The sequence below is a fragment of the Ignavibacteria bacterium genome, from assembly GCA_017302895.1.
Classification (GTDB): domain Bacteria; phylum Bacteroidota; class Ignavibacteria; order Ignavibacteriales; family Ignavibacteriaceae; genus UTCHB3.
This window is the reverse complement of record JAFLBV010000001.1, coordinates 1,733,869-1,755,690: the sequence shown is the minus strand read 5'-3', so window position 1 is coordinate 1,755,690 and position 21,822 is coordinate 1,733,869. Positions and strand designations below refer to the sequence as shown.

Genomic DNA, 21,822 nt, shown 5'->3' with positions numbered 1-21,822 from the left:
TTCAGTTATGAAATTTACTCTCTTTACTTTCTTGCTCGCACTGGTCGGAGTCACCATAGCAGGTGGGCTTATCGGTTATCTTGTCAGAAAGTTTTTTATGAAAGAAGAAAATCAGAACCGGAATGCTGAAGAGGGTATTCAGGCATCGATCGAATATTTCAAGAAGCGTGAAATCATCCGGTGGAGGGGTTCCCTGATTTTATTGCTTTCTGTTGGATTTGCCCTGATAGCTCAACCGGTTGCCTGCAAAATCGGAATCAATCTGAATCCCTTCAACCTGTCGCCTGATCATCAATTTTTCATGCTGGTCTCGGGTGGTGTTTTGATATTGACAGGGCTTTTGTACCTTGCTAAAAACAGATAATTTTAATTGCTAAAACAGGAAAAATCTTGAATAAATTTCTCAGCCGGTCAGTTTTTCTAATTTTCACCTTTTTGATTTTTAATACCACATTGAATGCACAATTTATTAAGCTTCATAAAATTGGAGTTGGCACCGGACTTGGCGTGCTGAAAGGAAACACACCTGAGGAATTTGGTTATTCCGCTCAGGCGTCGGTTGATTTCAAACTCTGGTTTTCTGAGAAATATTATTTCAGAACTGCTGCCTTTTATGCAAGGAAGTTTTCGATTTTGCTGCCAGAAGACAGGTTCGGGAGGAACTACCCTTTTGTGCAGGGGTTCTCACTCAAATTTATGGGGGAACAATTAGTGACAACGCGCATTTCCATAGAAGGTGGTGGCGGACTGGCTATGATAAATGACCGCTCATTTCCCGAGGTCAATTCATGGTCTTTCGGTAGCGGAATTTCCTTCCATACAGTCTTCTACTTTTTTGATAAAACCGTGGAATCTAGAGGGTGGTCTCTACACGCAGGTGTGGAATGGAACATCGGATTTTTTAATACTGTCCCCGAGTTAAATACCATTCAGGCACAGTTGCATTATAATTTTAATTAGCTACTTCACCCTCACTATCAGCGCAGTTTCATCATCATAAGGTTCCCTGTCACCTCTGAAACTTAAGAGTTCTGAAGAAATGACATTATACTGGTCTTCAGGTGACATGTGATTTGTGGAAGAGAAAATTTCCTTGAGCCTGTCGTCTCCGAAAAGTTCGTTTTTGTTGTTCATCATCTCGGTGATTCCGTCTGAGAAGAGCAAAATGGAAGTGTCGGGATGCAACTCCAGACGAACCTCTTCAAGATGCTGATCGAAGAGTTCTCCTCTGTCCAGACCAACCGCAAGACCTTTCGGCTGCAAAAATTTCGTTGTTCCATTATGTGAAATCAGTACGGGTGTGTGTCCTGCCCTGCATACCCTGAGGCAGTTCAAATTTGTATCAAGCCCGATAAGCGTCATTGTGATAAACCAGTTTTTGCCGAGCGAATCGTAAATCTTTTTGTTCAATTCCTTGAGGATTTCAGCGGGTGTCCTGTCAACTGTGCAGAGCATCCTGAGCATCGCCTGCACCCGGGTCATGTGTATAGCAGCCGGAAGCCCCTTACCGCTGACATCTCCTATCACAAGGAAGAATCGTGAATCGGAAACCTTGATGATATCAAAATAATCACCACCAATGTGTGAAGCAGGAATCATTCTTCCGAACATCTCAATGTTGTCACGAACAGGGAAAGATGCGGGGAGGAGAGACTCCTGAATGCTTTTTGCAACATCAATATCCCTCTCGAGCTGGGCTTTCTTTGTCTCTTCAAGGTAAAGCCGGGCATTTTCAACTGACACGGCAATCTGGGAGGCAACAGAACTGATCGACTCAATATCTTTCTCTGCAAAGGGATTTCCGTTATATTTTTCACCAAAAGCAATAAAACCAATCAACCTTCTGCTTACTTTCAGAGGAATAATCAGGACAAAATGTTCCTGTCTGAACCACGCTCTGTCTTCTTTGTTGAAAATGCCGAACGACTCGCCGGTAATTCTCTTCTTCTTTCCCTCATCCAGATAGATTTTATATTTAAGTTCGAAATCGGCGAGTTGTGTGGAAAGGGTTTCTCTTTTTTCACTGTTTCCAAACTCTGTGGCGAGGTGGAACGAATCGTTATTTGTTAGATAAACCGACATTTTTCTTACAAGAATCAGGTCGCGGAAAGTATCTCTGACTGACTTGAGGATGTTTTCCAGTCCCACAATATTGGCAAGTTCTTCACCGTAACTAAGCAGTATCTGATTGTTAAAATACTGATCAGGGAAAAACCGTTTTGTGATAAACAAATGGAATTTATCTTTGGTCCTCTGAAAAACAAGGGCAAATATCACAAAACTGAGGACTGCGACAAAGTTCTTGTACTCCTCCCCGAATATGGTGCCCGCTCCCTGACCGAACCCGTAAATAGAGAGGAAATAGATTACCGCAATGCTGATGGATACACTTCCATACAGGATCGAATTTTTTACAACGATGCTAACATCCATCAACTGGTATTTGAAGATGGCAACCGCAAAAGCAATCGGTATAAGGGTCAGTGTGAGCAGAACTACATAAAATTCAGGATTATTGTAGAAAATGAGAGCATTTCGCGGGGCATAGACGAAGAGTCCCACCACACTTAAGAATCCTAACGCATAGACCCCAGTCAACCAGCGGAGAGGCACCCCTTCTTTTTTCTTCCAGTATTTTACACTGCTCCCTATCAAACTGATCAACCCAAACAATAGTGAAAACACATTCAAAAGATTCACGATTCCTTCTGGATTGATATACGACATCTCATAGTCAGTATAATTAAGCCTCATATGAGTCAGATAAATCGCAAACAAACTCGGGATCATGAAGAAGGAATAGAGTATGTAATGAGAATACTTGTATTTAAGAAGTACACTTTTATGCGGAAAGATCAGGAAAAAGTGGACAAAAATACCCGCCGTGGCACAACTTATAATCAGCCATGGATAGTAATACAAAACGGGAACAGAAAATTCCGGATTGAGGTAGAGAAGGTGATCTATAAATGCTCCCCTGCTCGCATATATCGTTCCGAACACTCCGATGAGATAAAACAAAGTCTGAACCAGACCGTAGGGATTCGAGAAGATAACAAGATATCCCACCATCAGCCAGACAAAATAGAAAATGGCATAGTAAAGATCGGGGTAACTGATAAGTTTTTTCACGAAGACCTTGGTCGTAAAAACCTTGTCGCCCCTCTTTATGGTATATTCAGCATACTGCCCGTAGTCAAGTTTGTTCAGAATCTGTTGAGCGTTGTAAGTGTCATAAACAGGCTCCCCGTTGAGCTTGAGCAGTATATCCTCATTTTTAATTCCTGCCAGATCGACCACACCGCCGGGCTTCACATCTCTGATGTAGATGACCCAGTTTCCGTTCTTCCCTTTGCCGGCAAACCATAGACATTCATCGTTGGAAGTGGTGTTCACAAAAATGAGCTGATAGATACTCAAAAGACCGAGCAGGGCAACCAGCAGAGTTGCAGCATTTATAATAAACTTTCGTTCAAAAAAGAGGCTGTTTATCTTCACTTCTTTTTTACCTTTATCACGATGATTGTGATATCGTCAGACTGAAAAGCACCATTTGCAAAGTCATAGACCGAATGACGAATCCTGTCGAGAATTTCACCTGCGGGAAGTGCTGCCGACTCCCTCACCAGCAATTCGAGAGCCTCATCGCTGAATTCCTCATCCTCGGGGCTTTTAGCTTCAGTAACTCCGTCGGTAAACAAAACGAGGAGATCGTCCTCCTGAAGCTGAATTGTTTCGGTAAGATAGGGTGTAAAAGTTGGCATGACACCAAGAATGATACCTCCCTTGTCGAGGTAAGTTATCTCGCCATCCCTGATAAGAAGCGGAGGGTTGTGCCCTGCATTTACATAGGAAAATTCAAGATTACTGTTATCGAGGATCCCCCAAAAGAATGTGATAAATTTTCCGTCCGAAGTATTATCTGCCACCAGGTTGTTTATCGTCCCTGTGGCATCATCGATGGCAACATTCTGAGTACAAATCGATTTCAAAAATGCCTGCAGGTTTGCCATCAGAAGAGCGGCGGGAACACCTTTCCCCGACACATCCCCGATCGCAACAAAATATTTATGCTCATCCTTTTTGATTATGTCATAATAATCGCCCCCGACCTGTTTTGAAGATATCGATGTGGCGGCAATCTCATAAGCCGGCATAAACGGTATCTCTTTAGGCAGAAGATTTTTTTGGATGTCTTTTGCGAGCTCAAGCTCTTCTTCAAGCTTTTGCTTTTCAAGGGCTTCCCTGAAAAGTCTTTTGTTCTCCAAAGATATTATTGCAAGACTGCCGATGGAGTAAATAAATTCAATGTCAGTTTCAAGAAACAACTGCTGGTTCGCCCTTTTACCGAGCAAAATGAGTCCCTTTGCTTCATTTTGAATCTTCATCGGGACAACAATTTCAACCTTGAGTGATGTGAGGTCAGGATGAAGTTCATCTATCTCATCACCGAGGTAGTGAGTATCGATACTTTTAAGAGCGAGGGAATCTGCAATATCCTTCAATTTCCCCTTGGAAATGGTGGAATCAAGAATTTTCGCTTTCCTCTCTTCAAAAATAATTATGGCATAAACGGAGGAGAGAAAATGCCCGAGAAGAGAGTAAGCAAGAAGTTTGCTGATGCGGGACTCTTCGGTAAGAAGTCCGAATTCCTTGCCGAGTTCAAACAGTGAACTGAGTCTGTTAATCCTTGAATCAAGGTTACGGTTAACCTGTTTAAGTTCCGTTATGTTAAGTGAATTTTCTATCGCCGTGGCAGCAATGTTCAAAATTGTTCTGATAAAATCAAGTTCATCGCTGTTATAAGGCTGCTTCGTAATCTTTTCACCCAATGCGATGTAGCCAAGTTCTTTCCTCGATGAAGATATTTTCTCGACTACTGAAACACCAAGTTTTGAGAAGTACCCCCCCTCAACGAGTTGATCTGAGAACCGGTGACCTGCGGAATTAAACTCCTCCACCAGTTGATGTGGAATTCCTTTTGCGGTTTTTATTTGTGCAGTACCGTTTTCTTCGATAAGCACAAAACCTTTGGTCGTCAGGAATTTTCCAAGACAACTGAAAAGGAGGTTGTTCAGGGTAAAGTCGAGATCAAGACTCGAGTTTACAATCCGGCTGAACTCCACAAGAGCAGAGAGATTTCGCTGGAGTTTAAGTGTTTCAGTATCGGGCATCTTCAGGCAATTTTCTTTTTAAGAACGAGTTTATTGTACTCACCGGTCACCGAGAAATAATCAACCTCATCCATCAATATTTTCATAAGATGGATTCCGAGTCCGCCCCGCTTTTTCTCCTTCAGATATGCAACCATATCAGGATACTTCACCGAGGAGGGATTAAATCCCGTTCCGTGGTCGGTAAGAATTATCGTGCATTCGTTTTCATCACAGATGAAGGTAACCACAATTTCACCTTCCGGGCTGTTTTTGTACGCATGCCTGATAATATTTGAAGATGCTTCATCAACTGCAAGAATTAACTTGTCAACGACTTCCTTGCTGATACTGAAATGCCGCGCGGAATTACCCACGAATTCCCGAATCAGCGCAAGGTTTTCGGTGCTGCTCTTAACTCTCAACTCCAGGTTGTTAGCATTGTTGTTATTCACTTTAGTCAGGCACCTTGTTGTTTAAATTTCGTGAGAGCCCCGTCGACATCAGGAAGAATATCGTAAAGGAGGGGGAATCCCAAAAGATCAAAAATACTGTAAACTGTGGGTTTCATGTTGGCGAGTTTAATGTCGCCTCCATTCTCGCGCATCGTTTCAATGTAAGCCATAAATACACCAAGACCGGCGCTTGAAATATATTCAAGGTCCTGAAAATTGACAACCACTTTATACTTGCTTTTGTCAATCAGTCCGGTGAACGCCGATTCCAATTCAGGCGCCGTATGAGCGTCAAGATAACCGGTGAGTTCAATAATACTGCACTCACTTGCCTCTTTTAAATTGGTTTTAAATTCTGCCATTATTGTTTCTCCGTTTTAATTCTTTTCAGGATCACCAGCGTAATATCATCGTGCTGTGGTTTTGATCCTGCAAATTCAGTTAAATCTTTTACTATCCGGGAAGCGAGATTGTTCACACTTCCGTTATTCTCTGATAGAACAAGAGATTTTAGCCTCTCTGTTCCGAAATCTTTCATAATTTCATTTTTCATCTCATTTACCCCGTCGGTGAAAAGCACGAGCTGCTCCCCTTCGCTTAAGACGAAACACTCTTCAATGAGTTTTTCCTCGAAAAGCCCTGTAAAATTCATTCCGAGACCAAAACCCTGTGGAACTCTCTCCGTGATACCGGTGTCCGATTTGTGTAAAACGGGACAATGCCCCGCCCTCGCAATTGTAAACTCCCCCGTTTCCGGATTGAAAATTCCGTAAACAGCGGTTATAAACACCCTGCGGTCCAGAACCTTCTGTAAAACTTTGTTTGCCTCCACCAGAATCTCTTTGGGAGTAAATTTCATTGTGGCAAAAGATTCGAGTATCCCCTTAAGCTCCGCCATCACAAATGCAGCGGAAATACCTTTCCCCGAAACATCTGCAATTACAAAACCCGTCATCCCGTTTGGAAGTGAAAAGAAATCATAATAGTCACCCCCAACCTCAAATGCCGGTATAAATACAGCGGCAATCTCATATCCCTTTATTACCGGAAGTGAAGCCGGTAGAATCTTTTGCTGCATTTCCCGGGCAACATCGAATTCTTTTTCCAGTCTTTCCTTTTCGATTGACTCCTGAAGCAGGTACGAATTCTCAATCGCAACCGATGCATAATCTGCGAAAGTCTGAATGATGTTTCTCTCCTCGTCGTCATACTCGACTGCATCTTTTTTCAGCAGAATGAGCATTCCGTGTGTCCTCGAATACGAAATCATCGGCACCACATACACAAAAGAGTACTGTTCATCCGTCATCTCGCTCCGGTAAAACTCCTTCAGGTCGAGCATCAGGATCCTTTTTACCGTGGTCAAATCATGTTTAGAGGTGAGGAAAGCTGTCACTTTCTCCGCCGTCACGAATCCAGTCCCCTTAATACCTTCGGTGCGGTTCTTGTCGCCAAAAAGAAAAAGCCATGAAGCATTCGCCCCTGATACATCCAGTGCCAGGTCTGAAATGGTGTCGGATAACTCCTTCGCATCAAAAACCTGATTTATCAGTTTACTGAAATACTGCAGTGACGAAATCTCCTTTGTCCGCCTGTCAAACGCTTCCGCTGTAGGAAGGTGGAACAAAGTAGTAAAAAATAAAACGCCAAAATAAATTATTCCATAAACGGTTATTAGATTATTGAAACGGTAAAAAGCATGTGAGAAACCGGAGAGTAAATTATTGAATCCTGACTGGTCAGAAGACACCGAAAGATAAATTATCAACAGTGCTATCATCAGAACCGAGATCAGCAGCAACTGCCTCTTCTGTCTTTTCTTCAAAAAAGCAATCCACGAAATCTTTAAACTGTTCATGAACATCAAAATCGTGGCAACCACATAGAAGGTTATCTGGATGAACTCGTAATCTGTAAATCTCTTTTCGGAAGTGAATGAAGTGGCAACCGTCAGTGCGATAAAAATAAGCATCGCGTTGAAATAGATGTTCAGATTTTTGCTCTGCTTCAGAAAGAAGAGGTGCCTGAATATCACGAGTGAAGCCACTGATATTATTATTGTCGTAGTATGGAGAATAAGTACGAGCGGCAACACATCCAGCCCGATCAGTTTTTCATATGATACTGATGCTATTGGGAACAGACTGTCGATGGAATTGTAAAGGAGTTTCAGAAAAATACCGATGAAAGTAAGAACAAGGAGTGCAGTGACAAGCCAGGTGGGTTTTGCCTTGTACGACGAAGTCAGCTTTATCGATTCGGATACGAGCACAAAAAGTATGGCGACAGATCCTAACTCCAACACAAGCACGGTCCCAAAACTGTCTCCGGAGATGAAGAAAGTTCTGAAAATGCTAAGTACTACAAATCCGATAATTCCGGGAAGTAAAAACCGGTTGAACAGTGGTGGTATCTGCAAAGAGTGCTCTTACATAATTTTCTGGTAATTGGTAAATAAATTACCAAAAAAGCCCGTCTCTGCAAAATATTGAGTGATGAACGGCTTGGTTTAGTTATGAATTATGAGTTTTTAGTTATTAGTTGCATCTACTCATAATTCATAACTAAAAACTCATAACTAAATAACGACTGCCTTCTTCTCTTTTTTTGGCTTTGGTTTTAGCTGTTTCATTTCGTCGCGGAACTTGTCCATCTCTTCGCGGAATTTATTCATCTCTTCCTGGAACTGTTTCATGTTGCCGTCGAAATTTTTGAACGGGAAATTGAAATTGAATGTGGAATCTTTCCCTTTGAATTTGAAGATCATCAAAGAGTCGAGATTGCCGAGTCCTTTTAAGTCTTCAAGTTTTTCAATCCCCTCGGGGACAACTATTTTGAATCCCGCACTGTCCTTACCGGGGAAATGCATATCGAAATTGAAGCCCTTTGTGGTATCAAACTTGAATTCAAAGATATTTCCTGAACCCGGTACACCCATAGAATCCAGCTTGAACTTAAATCCGAATGGCTCTCCCGGTTTCGAGCCTTCGAAGTTGAAACGAAGGTCGAGGTTTTTCATGCTCAGATCTACGAGTGAATCGAGGCGTTTAAGCACCATGATATCGGGAGTTGCGGCTTCAAATGCCCCTTGCGGTATATCAAACTTCAGAAAATTCGTATCAATGAACACTTTGAATTTGGTGGATTTGGAGGAATCACCGTTTTTCCCGTAATACCCGCCAAATTTGTGTTTGCCCGTGTTAAAGTTTTCTGTTTTGTTAGCAAAGATTGCTGTTTTGTTGGCAACCGGTATGTTAAATTTCGGATCTTTTGTGTTCACCTTGATCGAAGCAATAAACACGGTATCAGGATTGATACAGACATAATCATCTTCATTTTCAGCAAAGTCGATATCCGAGAAAGCAGGCATCGATTCGAGGAAAGCAGCCGGCATCACCTTTGCAAGTGCCTGGTTTTCCGCTGCGATAGCCATAATCTCAGCCTTTAGTGCTTTATTATAGTTCCACAAATTAGCATTTACAGCTACCGTGTTATTCTCGTTTACCAGGATGGCTTTACGAATCTTGCTCTCATATTTCTTCAAAACACCATCCAGCTTGGTTTTCTGATCCTGATTCAGATTCAGCTTTTCGGTGAATTCTTTCAGCGTAATCTTTGAGTCGCCTGCCGTCATTTGTCTGATTGCAATTGAAGCTCCATCTTTCGATCCGTCAAGGCTGATTACATTCGTCCCCATTGAATCAACAGGCAACACTTGCGAAAACGCAAAATTAAAGATGTCATCTCTCGAAAGTTCATCCTCCTGGAAGTAGGGTCTGAGGTTCTTTGTATAAAACTCTACAATATTCCCTTTCTGGTCTTCCACTAGGTTATCGAGGAATTCAGGACTCACTCTAAAGAAAAACATCAGGACAACAGTAAGTACCGCAAGTGATGCTGCAGGTTTTACGAAGGGCTTCCATTTGGCAGTCTTCCTGTTCTCGGTTTTTATAAATTCGTTGAGTCTTGTATAAAAGTAATGGTCCTCAGGTAGTGGCGGCAGTTTCCGGACTGTCTGTTTGATTTTCGCCATTTCCGCATATTTTTCTTTGTACGCAGGGGAATTTTGTACTTTTTCCCTGTAGATAGCCGCCTGATCCTCTCTCAGTTCATTGTCGATCAATGCGGAAATATTCTCAAAATTTTTATCAAATTGCTTCATATTAATTCCTCGCGCCAGGGTTCTAAAATCTTTTTTAGTGCTTCGCGTGCTCTGAAAATTCTTGATTTAACTGTGCCGATATCTGTGCCCGTTGTCTCTGAAATCTCCTGATAGCTGAGACCTTCAAAATCACGAAGAATTAAAGGCTCACGCAATTTATGCGGAAGTTTCGCAACTGCATCCCGTACCATTTCGTTTATATCGAAGTTATCTTTATACCCTCCGGAATCGGGGAGATTGTCTCCTTCATCACCATTAAAAGCTGAAAAAATCGACATGATTTTTTGCTTTCTTACATGATCCCGAATCTTGTTAATGGTTATCGTATACAACCATGTGGTAAACTGCGATTGAAAACGAAACTGTTTCAGCTTCCTGTAAACAGAAAGAAAAACATCCTGACTGATATCATCGATGGATGATGTGTTGCCAAGATTCAGATAGATAAGATTTCTGACTTTCTCTTTGTGTCTGACCACCAGATCTTTAAAAGCCGACTCCTCGCCGTCCTTAAAAGCCTGTATCAGAGCAAAGTCATCTTTCAGACTGAATATATTCTGTGCTGGTTGGGGCATATCTTCATTATTTTGTTTTTCGTTCATAGCTTTTGACGAGCTCCTAAAAGTTTAAGTTCCACGATTGTTGAACTTTGTTTTGCAGAGGATGTGCAAAGATAGGAAAAGAGTTTAAAAGAAGCCAGTTGTTTGTGCTGAGTGGTTTGTGATCATGACATGTGACTCTATTAAAAAACGAACAAAAAAAAGGCTGCCCGTTTCTCGCGGACAGCCTTCAAATTTGAGAGTGTTACTGGATTATTGCATTTTTTGAATTATTGCATTCCATTCGCCTCTCTACACACATCATCCATCATCATTTCATTAAAGTCATTTTCCTGGTGATGCTTACATCGTTTCCGGTCAATCTGTAGATATAGATACCTGAAGGCAGATTTGAAGCATTGAAGTCAAGTGAATGAACACCTGCCGTAAGCTGCTCTGCTGCAAGTTTTGCTACAAGTTCACCGGTGATGCTGAATACCGACACTTCATAGAATCCATCTTTTGGTATGCTTACATTGATTCTTGTAGAAGGATTGAACGGGTTAGGATAGTTCTGTGAAAGATTGAACTGTGTTGGAATCTCAGTCTTTTCTGATTTCACATCTGTAACACCTGAAACAGCCATGTAGATCGATCCATTTGCTGTTCCTGTGTAGATTTTTCCGGTTCCCATTCCGTCAGGTGTGCTGCCGTTTGAAACGATAAGGAGTGAGCTTAATCCAAATCCTCCCATACCGATGCTCGACCATGTGTTTCCGTTGTTGGTCGAAGCGAAAACACCACCTGAATAAGAAGCACCAAATACATTGTCTGCTGCATCTATTCTGAGCTCGTATACATATGTTCCGGGGAAGCTTGTTTTGGTCCAGCTTGTTCCACCGTTGGTTGAGCGGTAAAGTCCGTCACCATAAGTTCCGGCGAAGATGTCACCGTTTGAGTTCGAAGCCATTGCCCAGATGTAGTTGTATCCTACAGTCTGTGATACCCAACTGGCTCCATGATCAACTGATTTGAAGACTCCACCATCGAATGTACCGACAAATACTGTGTTGTTGGCTGTTACAGTTATTCCCGTTACAATAAGGTGTGTTCCAAGTCCTGTATTCGACTGTGTCCATGTAAGTCCACAATTGTTGGAGACATACATTCCCTGTCCCCAGGTTCCTGCGAATACATTTCCAAGAGCGTCTATCCTGATTGTGCGGACATCTTTGTATTGAAGTGTGCTGAGTGTCCATGCGGTTCCGTTATTGGTTCCAATGTAAACACCTGTCACGGTTCCTGCAAGAAGTGTACCATTAGGATGGGTTTCAATTGCCCATACTGCGCCTGAGTAAACCAGCGGGTTAACATGTACCCAGTTTGGATTGTTGCCGGTTCTCTTGTAGATATATCCACTTGCAGTACCTGCATAGATATTGCCGAGGTTGTCTGATTCGAGACATGTAACAACCTGACCTGAAGGTATGTTACCGATCTGCTGCCAGTTACCTGATCCGGAGCCACCACCTGTACCGCCGCCACTTCCACCACCGTTTGATGGGAAATTAGCTACAGCGGATGCAGTATTGTTGGCTGTGTTGAGATCAGAGATGTTTGAACCTGTGATCGAAGCAACATTCACGATGCTCTGATTGGCAGGGATGTTTCCAAGGAACGGAGCGAGGTTGAACTGTCCGCTTCCTGTCATCGACTTAACAATCGTCTGTCCGGTTATGATACCTGCAGGGAAGTTAAGTGCTGCGAGAGGTGCAAGAACCGATCCTTTTACATCTATTCCCGAGATTGTAAGGGAAGTTGCCTGCGGGAAGTTGTAAAGTACATTGTTCATCGCAGTACCGTTAACGAACAATCCACCATGCCAGTTGATTGTTGTTCCTAGGATATTGACCACTACTGCTGAACCGTTTGGTACATTTATTTCGAATGTATGGGCTGCATTAAGATCACTGCCGTTAACTGTAAACACATTAAGATAAGGATCATTGTGTGTAAGGTTCACAGTACCCCACTGGAAAGTGGTGGTTCCGTTTACCGCATAACCGCTAAGCTGTGTGCTGAGGTTCTCAAGATGAGTCTTTGCTGCGGCAAAGTCGATTACTGAAGCGTCATGTCTTAAAGTGCCTTCGTCTATTGAAACGGCTGATATTGGAAGATTTGTAAGACCGCCGTAAGCTACATTACCATTGTAAACACGACCACTTGTGTAGTAAAGGTTTCCGCCAACAACCAGAACATCCTCTGCTCCGTTTGAGTTTGGAAGTTTGTCGCCTACACTGTAGTTTGACAGGTTTGCATTTCCACCAACTGCAAGTTTACCTTCGGTATCTGCAGATGGCTGAATAATGTTTTCAAGAACAAATACATTGTACGGTCTGGCTGGTCCAAGATCGATATTTGCATTGTTCATTGCTGAGCAGTCAACTGTTACATCAATTGTAAGAGTAGCTGAACTTCCGTTCGTAAGAGTTCCAACAGTCCAGTTTCCTGTACCTGATGTGTAGGCTCCCTGTGAAGCAGTTGCTGATACATAGAGAAGTCCTGCAGGAAGTATGTCACTTACAGTTATGCTGCCCGCATCGGCAGGTCCGTTGTTGGTAACTGTGATTGTATAAGTGAGGCTCTGTCCGCAGGTCAAAGTTGAGCTGTTTACGGTTTTTGTGATCTGAAGATCTGCTGCTCCGTAATAGAGACCTGCATCGTTTAAATTGTCGGTTGTTCCGCCAACAAATGTTTTGCATGCTGTTTTTCCTGTTAAAGGATCAACATCAGAGTCAGCATTGTCATCTGAACCCTGATTCTGAGGAGAAAATACATAACCTGAAGGAGCTGTAAATTCAACATAGTAATCGCCTGCAGGGATGTTGTTGAAGTGATACAGTCCGTTTGCATCGGTGGTTGTTGTGGAAACAAGAACTCCGAGGCAGTTATATAATTTAACTGTAACATTTGGAATACCTGCTTCGCCGTTGTCCTGTACACCGTCTTTGTCGATGTCGTTCCATACCTTGTCACCAATGTTTACAGGAAGCTGGTTAATTCCGGCATCAAGTGTAAGATTGGTCTGTCCGCCTGAAATATTGAAGCAGGCGGTCTTTCCGGTTGTAACATCTGCATCTGAATCTTTTGTATCATCAGATCCGGCATCTTTTGGTGAGAAAACATAACCGGAAGGGAGAACGAATTCAACATAGTAACTTCCCCCGCCAATGCTGCAGCAGAACTGGTAGATTCCGTTTGCATCGGTTACAGTGGTAGTAATCAGAGTATTGTTACAGTCGTAAAGTTTTACTGTCACGCCGGGGATTCCGGGTTCATTTGCATCCTGAATACCATCATTATTGAGGTCTTTCCAAACCTTGTCACCAATGGTGATGAAGTTTACATAGAGACCTGCATCAACTGTTGTTTTGTTTTCACCTGCTGCAAGTGTGAAACAAGCAGTTTTACCGTTTGAAGGATCAGCATCCGAATCCAAAGCATCGTCTGATCCGGCATCTTTGGTTGTAAAGATAAATCCTGTAACCTGGCTGAATTTTACATAGTAGCTTCCGGGTTGAACATTAGAGAAGAGGTAGTTGCCGGAGGCATCTGTTGATGTGGTAGCTACGAGGTTATCATCGCAAGTGTAAAGTTTAACGGTAACATTCGAGATACCGGCTTCGCCGTTATCCTGAATGCCGTTGTGGTTTGCATCGTTCCATACTTTGTCACCGAGTGATGCAGGTGCTGGTGGTGTTACATAAAATCCGGCATCAACTGTGATGTTGTTCTGTCCGGCAACTAATGTATAGTTTCCGGTCTTTCCGGTTGTAACATCCGCATCTGAATCTTTTGTGTCATCTGATCCGGCATCTTTTGGTGATGCAGTATAACCTGATGGCTTTGTGAATTCAACGAAATATGTTCCTGCTGAAAGATTGGTAAAGCTGTAGTTGCCGTTGGCGTCTGTGGTTGTTGTGCCGACAAGTACATTTGCCGAGGTGTAAAGTTTTACTGTTACATTTGCGATTCCTGCTTCGCCGTTATCCTGAATACCATTCTGATTTGCATCATTCCATACTTTGTCACCGAGTGATGCCGGTGCTGGTGGTGTAGTCGGGCATGTAAGGAAATTTTGATTAACTGTACCGTTATCAAAGTTTTCATTTATCGAAGTTGCGGCATCGTTGATTTGAGAAAATGTGTAAGGAGAGCTTCCACCGCCAATCTTGGTGTTGGCAATTGCCAGGAACTCACTGACAGTTTTTCCTGCGAAAGTACCCGTCGTGATAACGAGATCTTTTAGCTTCAAAGGATTGGTTCCAAGGTATCCCGCTTCATCATATTTTACATTAAGAAGAAGCGCCATTACCTGTCCGCCAAGAACCCCTGCGGAAGTTGAGGTTGGATTGCTGTAATTCGCATTAAACGCTGCAGAGGTTCCACCTTGAGGCAGGAAATCTTTTACTGCTGACGCACTTGTAAACGAGGCAGTAAAATTGCCGCCCATTACTGCGCCCGATGGAAAAACTGCATTGAAGTATGCATCTCGTATTCCACCCGGGGTGCTGTTGGAAGGACTTCCCCATCCGCCCTGTGTATAGGTCATGAATCCGTTCAGATTGCACGATCCCTGGGCTTGAAGATTCCCAACAGAAACGAAAGTAAACAGGATCACGAGGATCGCGCTGTTTATCAAAGTTTTCGCTGTTTTCATGTTATAGTCCGATTAATTAGTTATTTGAAAAATCGAACTTAATACAGCAATAATTGTGCCAACAGAAATTTTCTTCGTTTTTAGCTTGTTTTCTGCATTTTTCCTTCGTTTTCAGGCTGAATATCGAATATGTAACGCTTCTGATTTTGCCTGAATTTAAATTTGTAATTACGGCACAAAGTGTCTCATTATGAAGCATTTTATTTGTCGACGGATTGGGAAGTGGATTTGGGGTGTAAAAATGCCCCTGATTATTCAGTAAAATGAATGAAAGGGGGATTTCTCAATTGTATACGGTTATTTGTGGAAATATTTGTTTATTCTCATTATGATACAAAAAAAAGGCTCCCCGTTATCACGAGAAGCCTTTAATTCCGGGGACCGGATCTAAAAATTATTAAGTCGTTATGACCAGTTGGTGTTGATGTTCGGCCTTTCAACCACACTTTGCGACTGTCTCTCAAATGTATAATTAACGACTTTGTACCTGGTGAGCGATGCAGTTCTTGGAGCAGGCTTGGATGAACTGATTTTTACCGTTTTCGAAGTGATCTTAGGTGGTTCCACCCTGCCAATTGTCAGAGCTGAAACCGAAGGTTCACCAAATGTATGCGACTGAATATGCGTGGAGATTTGATAATCTTCTTCAATGATCACAGGTGACTCTTTGTAGGGAACCTGAACCTTTGCCCTTTCTACATAAACAGGTGTTGACTTCCCTCTCATCTTGTATGCCACAAAACTGCCAAGAGCGAATACAAATATTACCACAAATGTTCCTTGCGCAATCAGTATCGTTACATCTGTTAAATTCATCGAAATGGTTTCCGTATAAAAATCTGTTAGCTGATCAGTAATCTGCCGTGGTATTCTCAGTCTCCACACCGGGTGAAAAGCACATATCTCTTGGAGATCGTTATGCAATTCGGCAAACACTTTCTATTAAATGCATCTCTATACTTACAAGTTTCGTGCCAACTCGATTTTGCCCAAAAACCATTTCTTTTTCAGACAGTCTAAAACTGCAATAAAGGTCAAAATCAGAAGAAAAAGCCATTTCTATTTTTCAGATATAACAAATTTTAACCATAAGCAACTGTACCATTTAAATACAGTTTTTTCAGAAAATGAGGTAGATATTATTTTTTCGAGGGCAGGGCAGTAAATTTCCTGCGTTTTTGGTGTGAATTGCGGTTTCTCATAATTCTACAGGGAATATCTGCAATTCTCATAATGAGACACAATCCTGGCGGTTAAAAGAAGGTAGCAACAAATAGTACTAAAAGAGAATTATTAAGGAGATTTCTGACAGATGTACAATTTTTACAAAAAAAAAGGTCGTCATCCTCGCGAATGACGACCGAAAATTCCTGCACTATTGAATTATGCAAATTACTGCATCAGAACAAGTTTCTTCGTCTGAGAAAATTCACCGGAACTGAGGGTATAAAAGTAGACTCCGGAACTTAGTCCTCGCGCATCAAAACTGATTTCATAGTTGCCTGCTTCTCTTACTCCATCAACGAGAGTCGCAACCTCTTCGCCTGTCTCATTGTACACCTTCAGAGAGGTCATCCCTGAAACGGGTAACGAGAAGCGAATAACAGTTGTCGGATTGAAAGGATTGGGATAGTTTTGACCAAGTTCAAACTGTCCGGGAACAGAAATTACAATTTCATTCAGAAGCGAATAGATGGTTTCCCTTCCGTCAAAATCGCGTTGAATAAGCCGGTAGTTATATGTCCCGGGTGTGAGATTGTTATCGGAAAATCTGTATTCTACAGGCTTGGTTGAAGTTCCGGCACCCTGAATTTCGGCTGCTTTTATCCAGGAACCGGACGCGGATTTTCTCTCAAGAGTAAATCCGGCGTTGTTCGTTTCGGTTGCTGTTGACCATTCGAGAATAACAGAATTTCCCGACACAGTTGAAGCGAAGTTTGAGAGTTCCACAGGTACAATAACATTACCAAGAGTACCGTTTGTATTTATTTTTTGCCCGTAAATGCCATTTCCAACTCTTTTGTCAGTCCAAAAAGCGAGACCTGCATCGGAAATATCTTTCACCATCTGAAGTCGTCCCTTGTCAGACACAAGCGAAGAGAGGGGCATTGTGCTTCCCCATGCGTTTGTACCGCTGGAGTTGATCATCAGTCCCTGAACAGTGTTGCTGAGTCCGGCTGAATTTCCGACATTATAAACAATATACGCCGAGTTGGAGATTGCTGCAAGATCATATCCGACAATATTGGCTGTGCCTGTCATCGCCCTCAGGGTGATGCCATCATCGGTAAACTGTCTTACACCTGAAGCACTAAACTTCTGTACCGCGAGTCCGTCCTGATTCTGGTCGGAATTTGTGAATCTCCAAAAAGCCATAACTTCATCTGAACCGGTAAGTTTTGCCGCCACAGGGTTCCATTTATGAATTCCGGAAGTGGTGGCACATTCCGCTCCATTTGCCGGGAAAGCGAGGGTTCCATCAGATTTCACTCTCTGCACCCACGCACTTTGGAGATTTATCGAGTTCCGGTCGTCATGCCATGCGACTATCACGCCATTGGCGCCATCAGATTCTGAATATTGTGCTGTAAATGCCATAACCTTTCCAAGGCTTTGCACCCAGACTCCACCGGTACCCCACTGTGCAAAACCGGAAGAATTAAACTTCTGTGCAGCCAGCTTTACTGTTTGGGCGGGGAAATTTCCCGTTGTCACCTTGTGTGAAACTATTACAGATCCGTTATCAGATGGTACTATTTTCGGAAAATTATACCCCTCTGTTGCGGACCCGTAGATGAGAGGAGTTGCTCCCCATTGTTTTGCACCGGTGGCATCAAGTTTTTGCATGTACACTTTATAGGGATTTACTGCATAAATCCAGGCTACAACCACATTTCCATCGGAAGTTACAGCAACTGTGGGATTGGCTTCGTATCCTGTTCCCGATGAGAGAGCCACCCCGTTAGCTCCCCACAAAAATTGCCCGGCTGGAGAAATCTTGTATGCAAAAACATCGAGATCCCCCGATCTTATGTCGGTGAAAACAACAATCGCATTGCTCTGAGCGTCACATGTTAGATCGTAATCCACCAAAGATGAATTTTGTGGATTATTGGAAATAAGCAGACCCTGTGAGCCCCAAAGTTTTACTCCCTCGGGGTTGAGCCGTTGCATGTAAACTGCATAACTCCCGCCTCTGCTGTCAAACCATGAAATGTAGGTGCTGCCATCGGGGCAACTGACAGATTTGGGCAAGTCCTGCTCACCTGTTGTGTCGGCAATCATCAGGTTGACAGTCGGGTCTGATGACCACTGTGCCAGACCCGAAAATGACAATGCAGCGAAAAACAGAATAAAAAGCAGATATCTTTTCATCGCGGACTCCTTTTCCGGTTAATTAAATGTGATGTAACTATTAAATTCACTCAATGGTGTTTGAAACGATTGGATCGTTATTATTTTCCTTTTGAGTTTTTCTCCGTAACTTTTTGACCATAAACGAGGTCTTTTCCTGTCCTTTTGTCACTCCAGACTACAATCGCAGAATTCGATTTATCAAGATCTGCACCAATTCTGCTCCTTTCTGATTCGACCGATGATACATTGAATATCCCGCTTGAATTTTTAAGTCCCGATGAAGGAAGTGTAATCCCCTTGATGGTGGATTTGAACCCTGTAAAATCGGAACTTATATAGAAAAGGGATGCTGATTTCGCAGTTCCAACCACATCAAAATGACTGTAACGGGCTATTCCAATTTTTTCAATTTCCACACCGTCATCGCCCCACAGCTTCTTTCCCTTGGAATCGAATTTCTGTGCGTAAATACCCTCTTCTGACTGGCTGGCATTAGCCATCTTCCAAAAAACGACAATTTCATTGGTCGCAGAGAGTCGGCATGCAACGGAATTATACTTGTTAAATCCTTTCTTTGAAGAGAATTCCGCACCATCTGCAGGAAATGCAAAAGTTCCGTTCGGGTTTATTCTCTGAACCCATCCGCTCTGTATGTTCGTCAGGTTACGGTCATCATACCAGGAAACTATCGCTCCGTTTGCACCGTCACTCGCAACAAAAGGACTGCTAAATTTCATCGCATAACCAATTGACTGAACGGGGACACCCCCTTTTTTCCATTCAATGCTTCCTTTTGCATTAAATTTCTGGGCAAAAAACCGGATCGACTGCCCCGGAAATTTCCCGGTGGAAACAGAATGTACCATAATTACGGAGCCTTTGTCGGATGGAACGAGTAACGGAGTCAGATAGCCCTCCTCATTATTACCGCTTCCGTAGACAACAGGCTTGTCACCCCACAATAATTTACCATCTGCTGATATCATCTGCATGGCAATCTTGTCAACTTCATCTGATGCATTCCAGGCAATTACAAATTTGCCTTCTGTTGTTGCTGCGATCGAAGGGTTAGTCGCTGATCCACTCCCGGAAAGCAGAAGCAGTCCGTCAGCACCCCAGACAAATTTCCCCGCCGGTGATATCATATAGGCAACGGTAGCCATGGATCCGGTCCTGACATCGACAAAAGCAACTACTGCATTATTATTTTTATCAGTAATCAGAGAATAATCAACAAGATATGTGTTTTGTGGATGTTCTGAAATGAGAAGACCCCCTTCACCCCACTGTTTTTTACCTGCAGCATCCAGCCTTTGCATGTAAAGCTTGTATCCGCCATTCCCGTTTGCAAACCAGGAGATGTAGCTGCCACCGTCAGGGCTTGTCGCCACTTTGGGCAAGTCCTGTGACATGGTGGTATCGCCAATTCTGTAATTCTTTGCAGGGTCAGCACTCCACTGGGCAAATGAAGTGATCGAAATCAAAATTAGAATTAAAACGAGTTGAAAAAGACGATGCATTCCGTTTTCCTCAATATTGTGGCTATTAAATGTTAATTACAATTGCAATCGGCAAATTATCATAAAAACAAATAAAATAAAAGCAATTCCTGCTCAGTTTACTATTTTTTCTGTCAAAATTAAAATTATTTAATCACCCTTTTCGATAAATTTTAAAAAATTATTCTTTATATTTTAGTTCTGTAAAAATGTAATTAATCATTCAATAGCTTAAAAAATCAAAGAACCAAGAAACAGGAGTTTCTATGAAAATGAAAGTAACTGAACGGTATGAAGCCATCGTCATTGAACTTAAGGGCAATGTCCTTGGCGGTCCCGAAGCTAATGAGTACAGCGATACCATCAAAAAATTCCTCTCCGAAGGGAAAAAGAATATCGTTGTTGATCTCGGAGAAGTAAAATTTATGAATTCATCCGGTCTCGGCATGCTTATCGCAGGTTTGACCACGGTGAATAAAGAGAATGGTAAACTTAAACTCGCCAATGTTGAAGAAAAAATCCACAGCCTCTTGGTAATTACCAAGCTGGTTACAATTTTTGAAAGCTATCCTTCTGTTGAAGACGCACTGGCAAGTTTCTAATTAAGCAAAAAGAGCATTATGAGTGTAACTGTAATTGTTGGCGGACAGTGGGGCGATGAAGGCAAAGGCAAAATTGTTGATATTCTAAGCGAATCCCATGATATCGTAGCACGATATCAGGGAGGTGCGAACGCCGGCCATACAATCCAGATTAACGGTAAAAAATTCGTCCTCCACCTCATCCCTTCAGGGATTCTAAGGGACGATGTTATTTGTGTTATCGGAAATGGTGTGGTTATCGACCCCGCCGCCCTGCTCGAAGAAATCGAACTTCTGAGGCAAAACAACATTTCAGTTGAGGGAAGACTTTTTATAAGTCAGAATGCCCACCTCATAATGCCCTGGCATAAAATTATCGACTCCCTGAATGAAAAAGGGAAATCGAAGATCGGAACAACTGGTAAAGGTATCGGTCCCTGTTATATCGATAAATATGCGAGAAAGGGAATCAGAATAATCGACCTTCTCGATCCCGTCAAGCTTGAACGAAAAATCAGGGAAAATCTCGAAGAAAAGAATAACCTCCTCGCAGATTACTATAAAAGCGAACGGCTCGATGTTGAAAAGATTGTGGAGACATACCTTGCCTTCGACAGAGCAATCGACCCCTACATAAAGGATGTTCCTGCTTACCTGAACAAAGCTATTACTGATGGCAAATCAGTATTGCTCGAGGGTGCCCAGGGTGCCCTTCTCGATGTCGACCACGGTACATACCCTTATGTGACCTCCTCCCACCCCACAGCGGGAGGTGCATGCACAGGAACAGGTATTCCACCTACAAAAATCGAGGAAGTGACAGCAATTATTAAAGCCTACACCACACGCGTGGGTGAGGGGCCTTTCCCTACAGAACTCCTCGATGAAACAGGAGAGAAACTCAGAGCCAAGGGGTTTGAGTTTGGAGCGACTACAGGAAGACCGCGGAGATGTGGCTGGTTTGATGCATTCCTTGTTAAATATTCCTCCATGGTTAATGGCACCACATCTGTTGCCCTTACCAAGATGGATGTTCTCGATTCATTCCCGGAGATAAAAGTCGCTACAGGCTACATCCATAAGGGAAAACTCCTCTCCAACTTCCCTGTTGATTGCGACATACTGAACGAATGTGAACCTGTTTATGAAACGGTCGAGGGTTGGAACTGTGACACCTCCGGCTGCACTTCATGGAACGATCTTCCCGAAAAGGCAAAAAAATATATCGACTTCATTTCTGAAAAAGCAGGCATGAAAGTCGCCATAGTTTCAGTTGGACCTAACAGGGAGCAAACCTTCTTCGTCTGACAATCTGACGATATTTATTTACATTTTCTTCTTCGTCTCTATCCATTA

Annotated in this window: 15 protein-coding genes; 4 read left to right on the top strand and 11 right to left on the bottom strand. The window is 42.7% G+C overall.

Annotated elements, in window-relative coordinates:
• The first annotated feature begins 7 nt into the window (after positions 1–7).
• On the top strand, positions 8–364 hold the full coding sequence (locus J0L60_07135; protein MBN8545892.1) for a hypothetical protein: 357 nt from the start codon (positions 8–10) through the stop codon (positions 362–364).
• A gap of 26 nt (positions 365–390) precedes the next feature.
• A complete protein-coding gene (locus J0L60_07130; protein MBN8545891.1) occupies positions 391–960 on the top strand; it encodes a hypothetical protein in 570 nt (189 codons plus the stop codon).
• On the opposite strand, the gene J0L60_07125 is transcribed toward J0L60_07130, so the two are convergent.
• The 11 genes from J0L60_07125 to J0L60_07075 form a co-directional block, all read right to left on the bottom strand.
• Positions 961–3,498, bottom strand: coding sequence for a SpoIIE family protein phosphatase (locus J0L60_07125; protein ID MBN8545890.1), 2,538 nt, complete (start codon positions 3,496–3,498; stop codon positions 961–963).
• The gene (locus J0L60_07120) at positions 3,495–5,174 is read right to left on the bottom strand and encodes a SpoIIE family protein phosphatase (GenBank protein MBN8545889.1); all 1,680 of its coding nucleotides are present in this window, start codon (positions 5,172–5,174) and stop codon (positions 3,495–3,497) included. The genes J0L60_07125 and J0L60_07120 overlap by 4 nt, the downstream gene beginning before the upstream one ends.
• A gap of 2 nt (positions 5,175–5,176) precedes the next feature.
• Entirely contained in the window at positions 5,177–5,608 is a 432-nt protein-coding gene (locus J0L60_07115) for an ATP-binding protein (GenBank protein ID MBN8545888.1), read from the bottom strand.
• A 5-nt stretch (positions 5,609–5,613) separates the two neighbouring features.
• Entirely contained in the window at positions 5,614–5,970 is a 357-nt protein-coding gene (locus J0L60_07110; GenBank protein ID MBN8545887.1) for an STAS domain-containing protein, read from the bottom strand.
• Positions 5,970–8,027, bottom strand: a complete 2,058-nt coding sequence (locus tag J0L60_07105; protein MBN8545886.1) for a SpoIIE family protein phosphatase — start codon at positions 8,025–8,027, stop codon at positions 5,970–5,972. Before J0L60_07105 ends, J0L60_07110 begins: the two co-directional genes overlap by 1 nt.
• A gap of 159 nt (positions 8,028–8,186) precedes the next feature.
• Positions 8,187–9,770 carry a hypothetical protein gene (locus J0L60_07100; protein ID MBN8545885.1) on the bottom strand — a complete coding sequence of 528 codons (1,584 nt, stop codon included), beginning with the start codon at positions 9,768–9,770 and terminating at the stop codon, positions 8,187–8,189.
• On the bottom strand, positions 9,767–10,372 hold the full coding sequence (locus J0L60_07095) for an RNA polymerase sigma factor (GenBank protein MBN8545884.1): 606 nt from the start codon (positions 10,370–10,372) through the stop codon (positions 9,767–9,769). The genes J0L60_07100 and J0L60_07095 overlap by 4 nt, the downstream gene beginning before the upstream one ends.
• A gap of 268 nt (positions 10,373–10,640) precedes the next feature.
• A complete protein-coding gene (locus J0L60_07090; protein ID MBN8545883.1) occupies positions 10,641–15,029 on the bottom strand; it encodes a choice-of-anchor A family protein in 4,389 nt (1,462 codons plus the stop codon).
• A gap of 405 nt (positions 15,030–15,434) precedes the next feature.
• On the bottom strand, positions 15,435–15,845 hold the full coding sequence (locus J0L60_07085; protein MBN8545882.1) for a hypothetical protein: 411 nt from the start codon (positions 15,843–15,845) through the stop codon (positions 15,435–15,437).
• Positions 15,846–16,421: 576 nt separating this feature from the next.
• Positions 16,422–17,096 (bottom strand): T9SS type A sorting domain-containing protein, encoded by a 675-nt coding sequence (locus J0L60_07080; GenBank protein MBN8545881.1) that lies wholly within the window; start codon positions 17,094–17,096, stop codon positions 16,422–16,424.
• Positions 17,097–18,484: 1,388 nt separating this feature from the next.
• Complete coding sequence (locus tag J0L60_07075; GenBank protein MBN8545880.1) at positions 18,485–19,906, bottom strand: hypothetical protein; 1,422 nt, start codon at positions 19,904–19,906, stop codon at positions 18,485–18,487.
• 245 nt (positions 19,907–20,151) lie between these two features.
• On the opposite strand from J0L60_07075, the gene J0L60_07070 reads away from it, so the two are divergent.
• Complete coding sequence (locus J0L60_07070; protein MBN8545879.1) at positions 20,152–20,487, top strand: STAS domain-containing protein; 336 nt, start codon at positions 20,152–20,154, stop codon at positions 20,485–20,487.
• An 18-nt stretch (positions 20,488–20,505) separates the two neighbouring features.
• Positions 20,506–21,774 (top strand): adenylosuccinate synthase, encoded by a 1,269-nt coding sequence (locus J0L60_07065; GenBank protein ID MBN8545878.1) that lies wholly within the window; start codon positions 20,506–20,508, stop codon positions 21,772–21,774.
• The last annotated feature ends 48 nt before the right edge of the window (positions 21,775–21,822 follow it).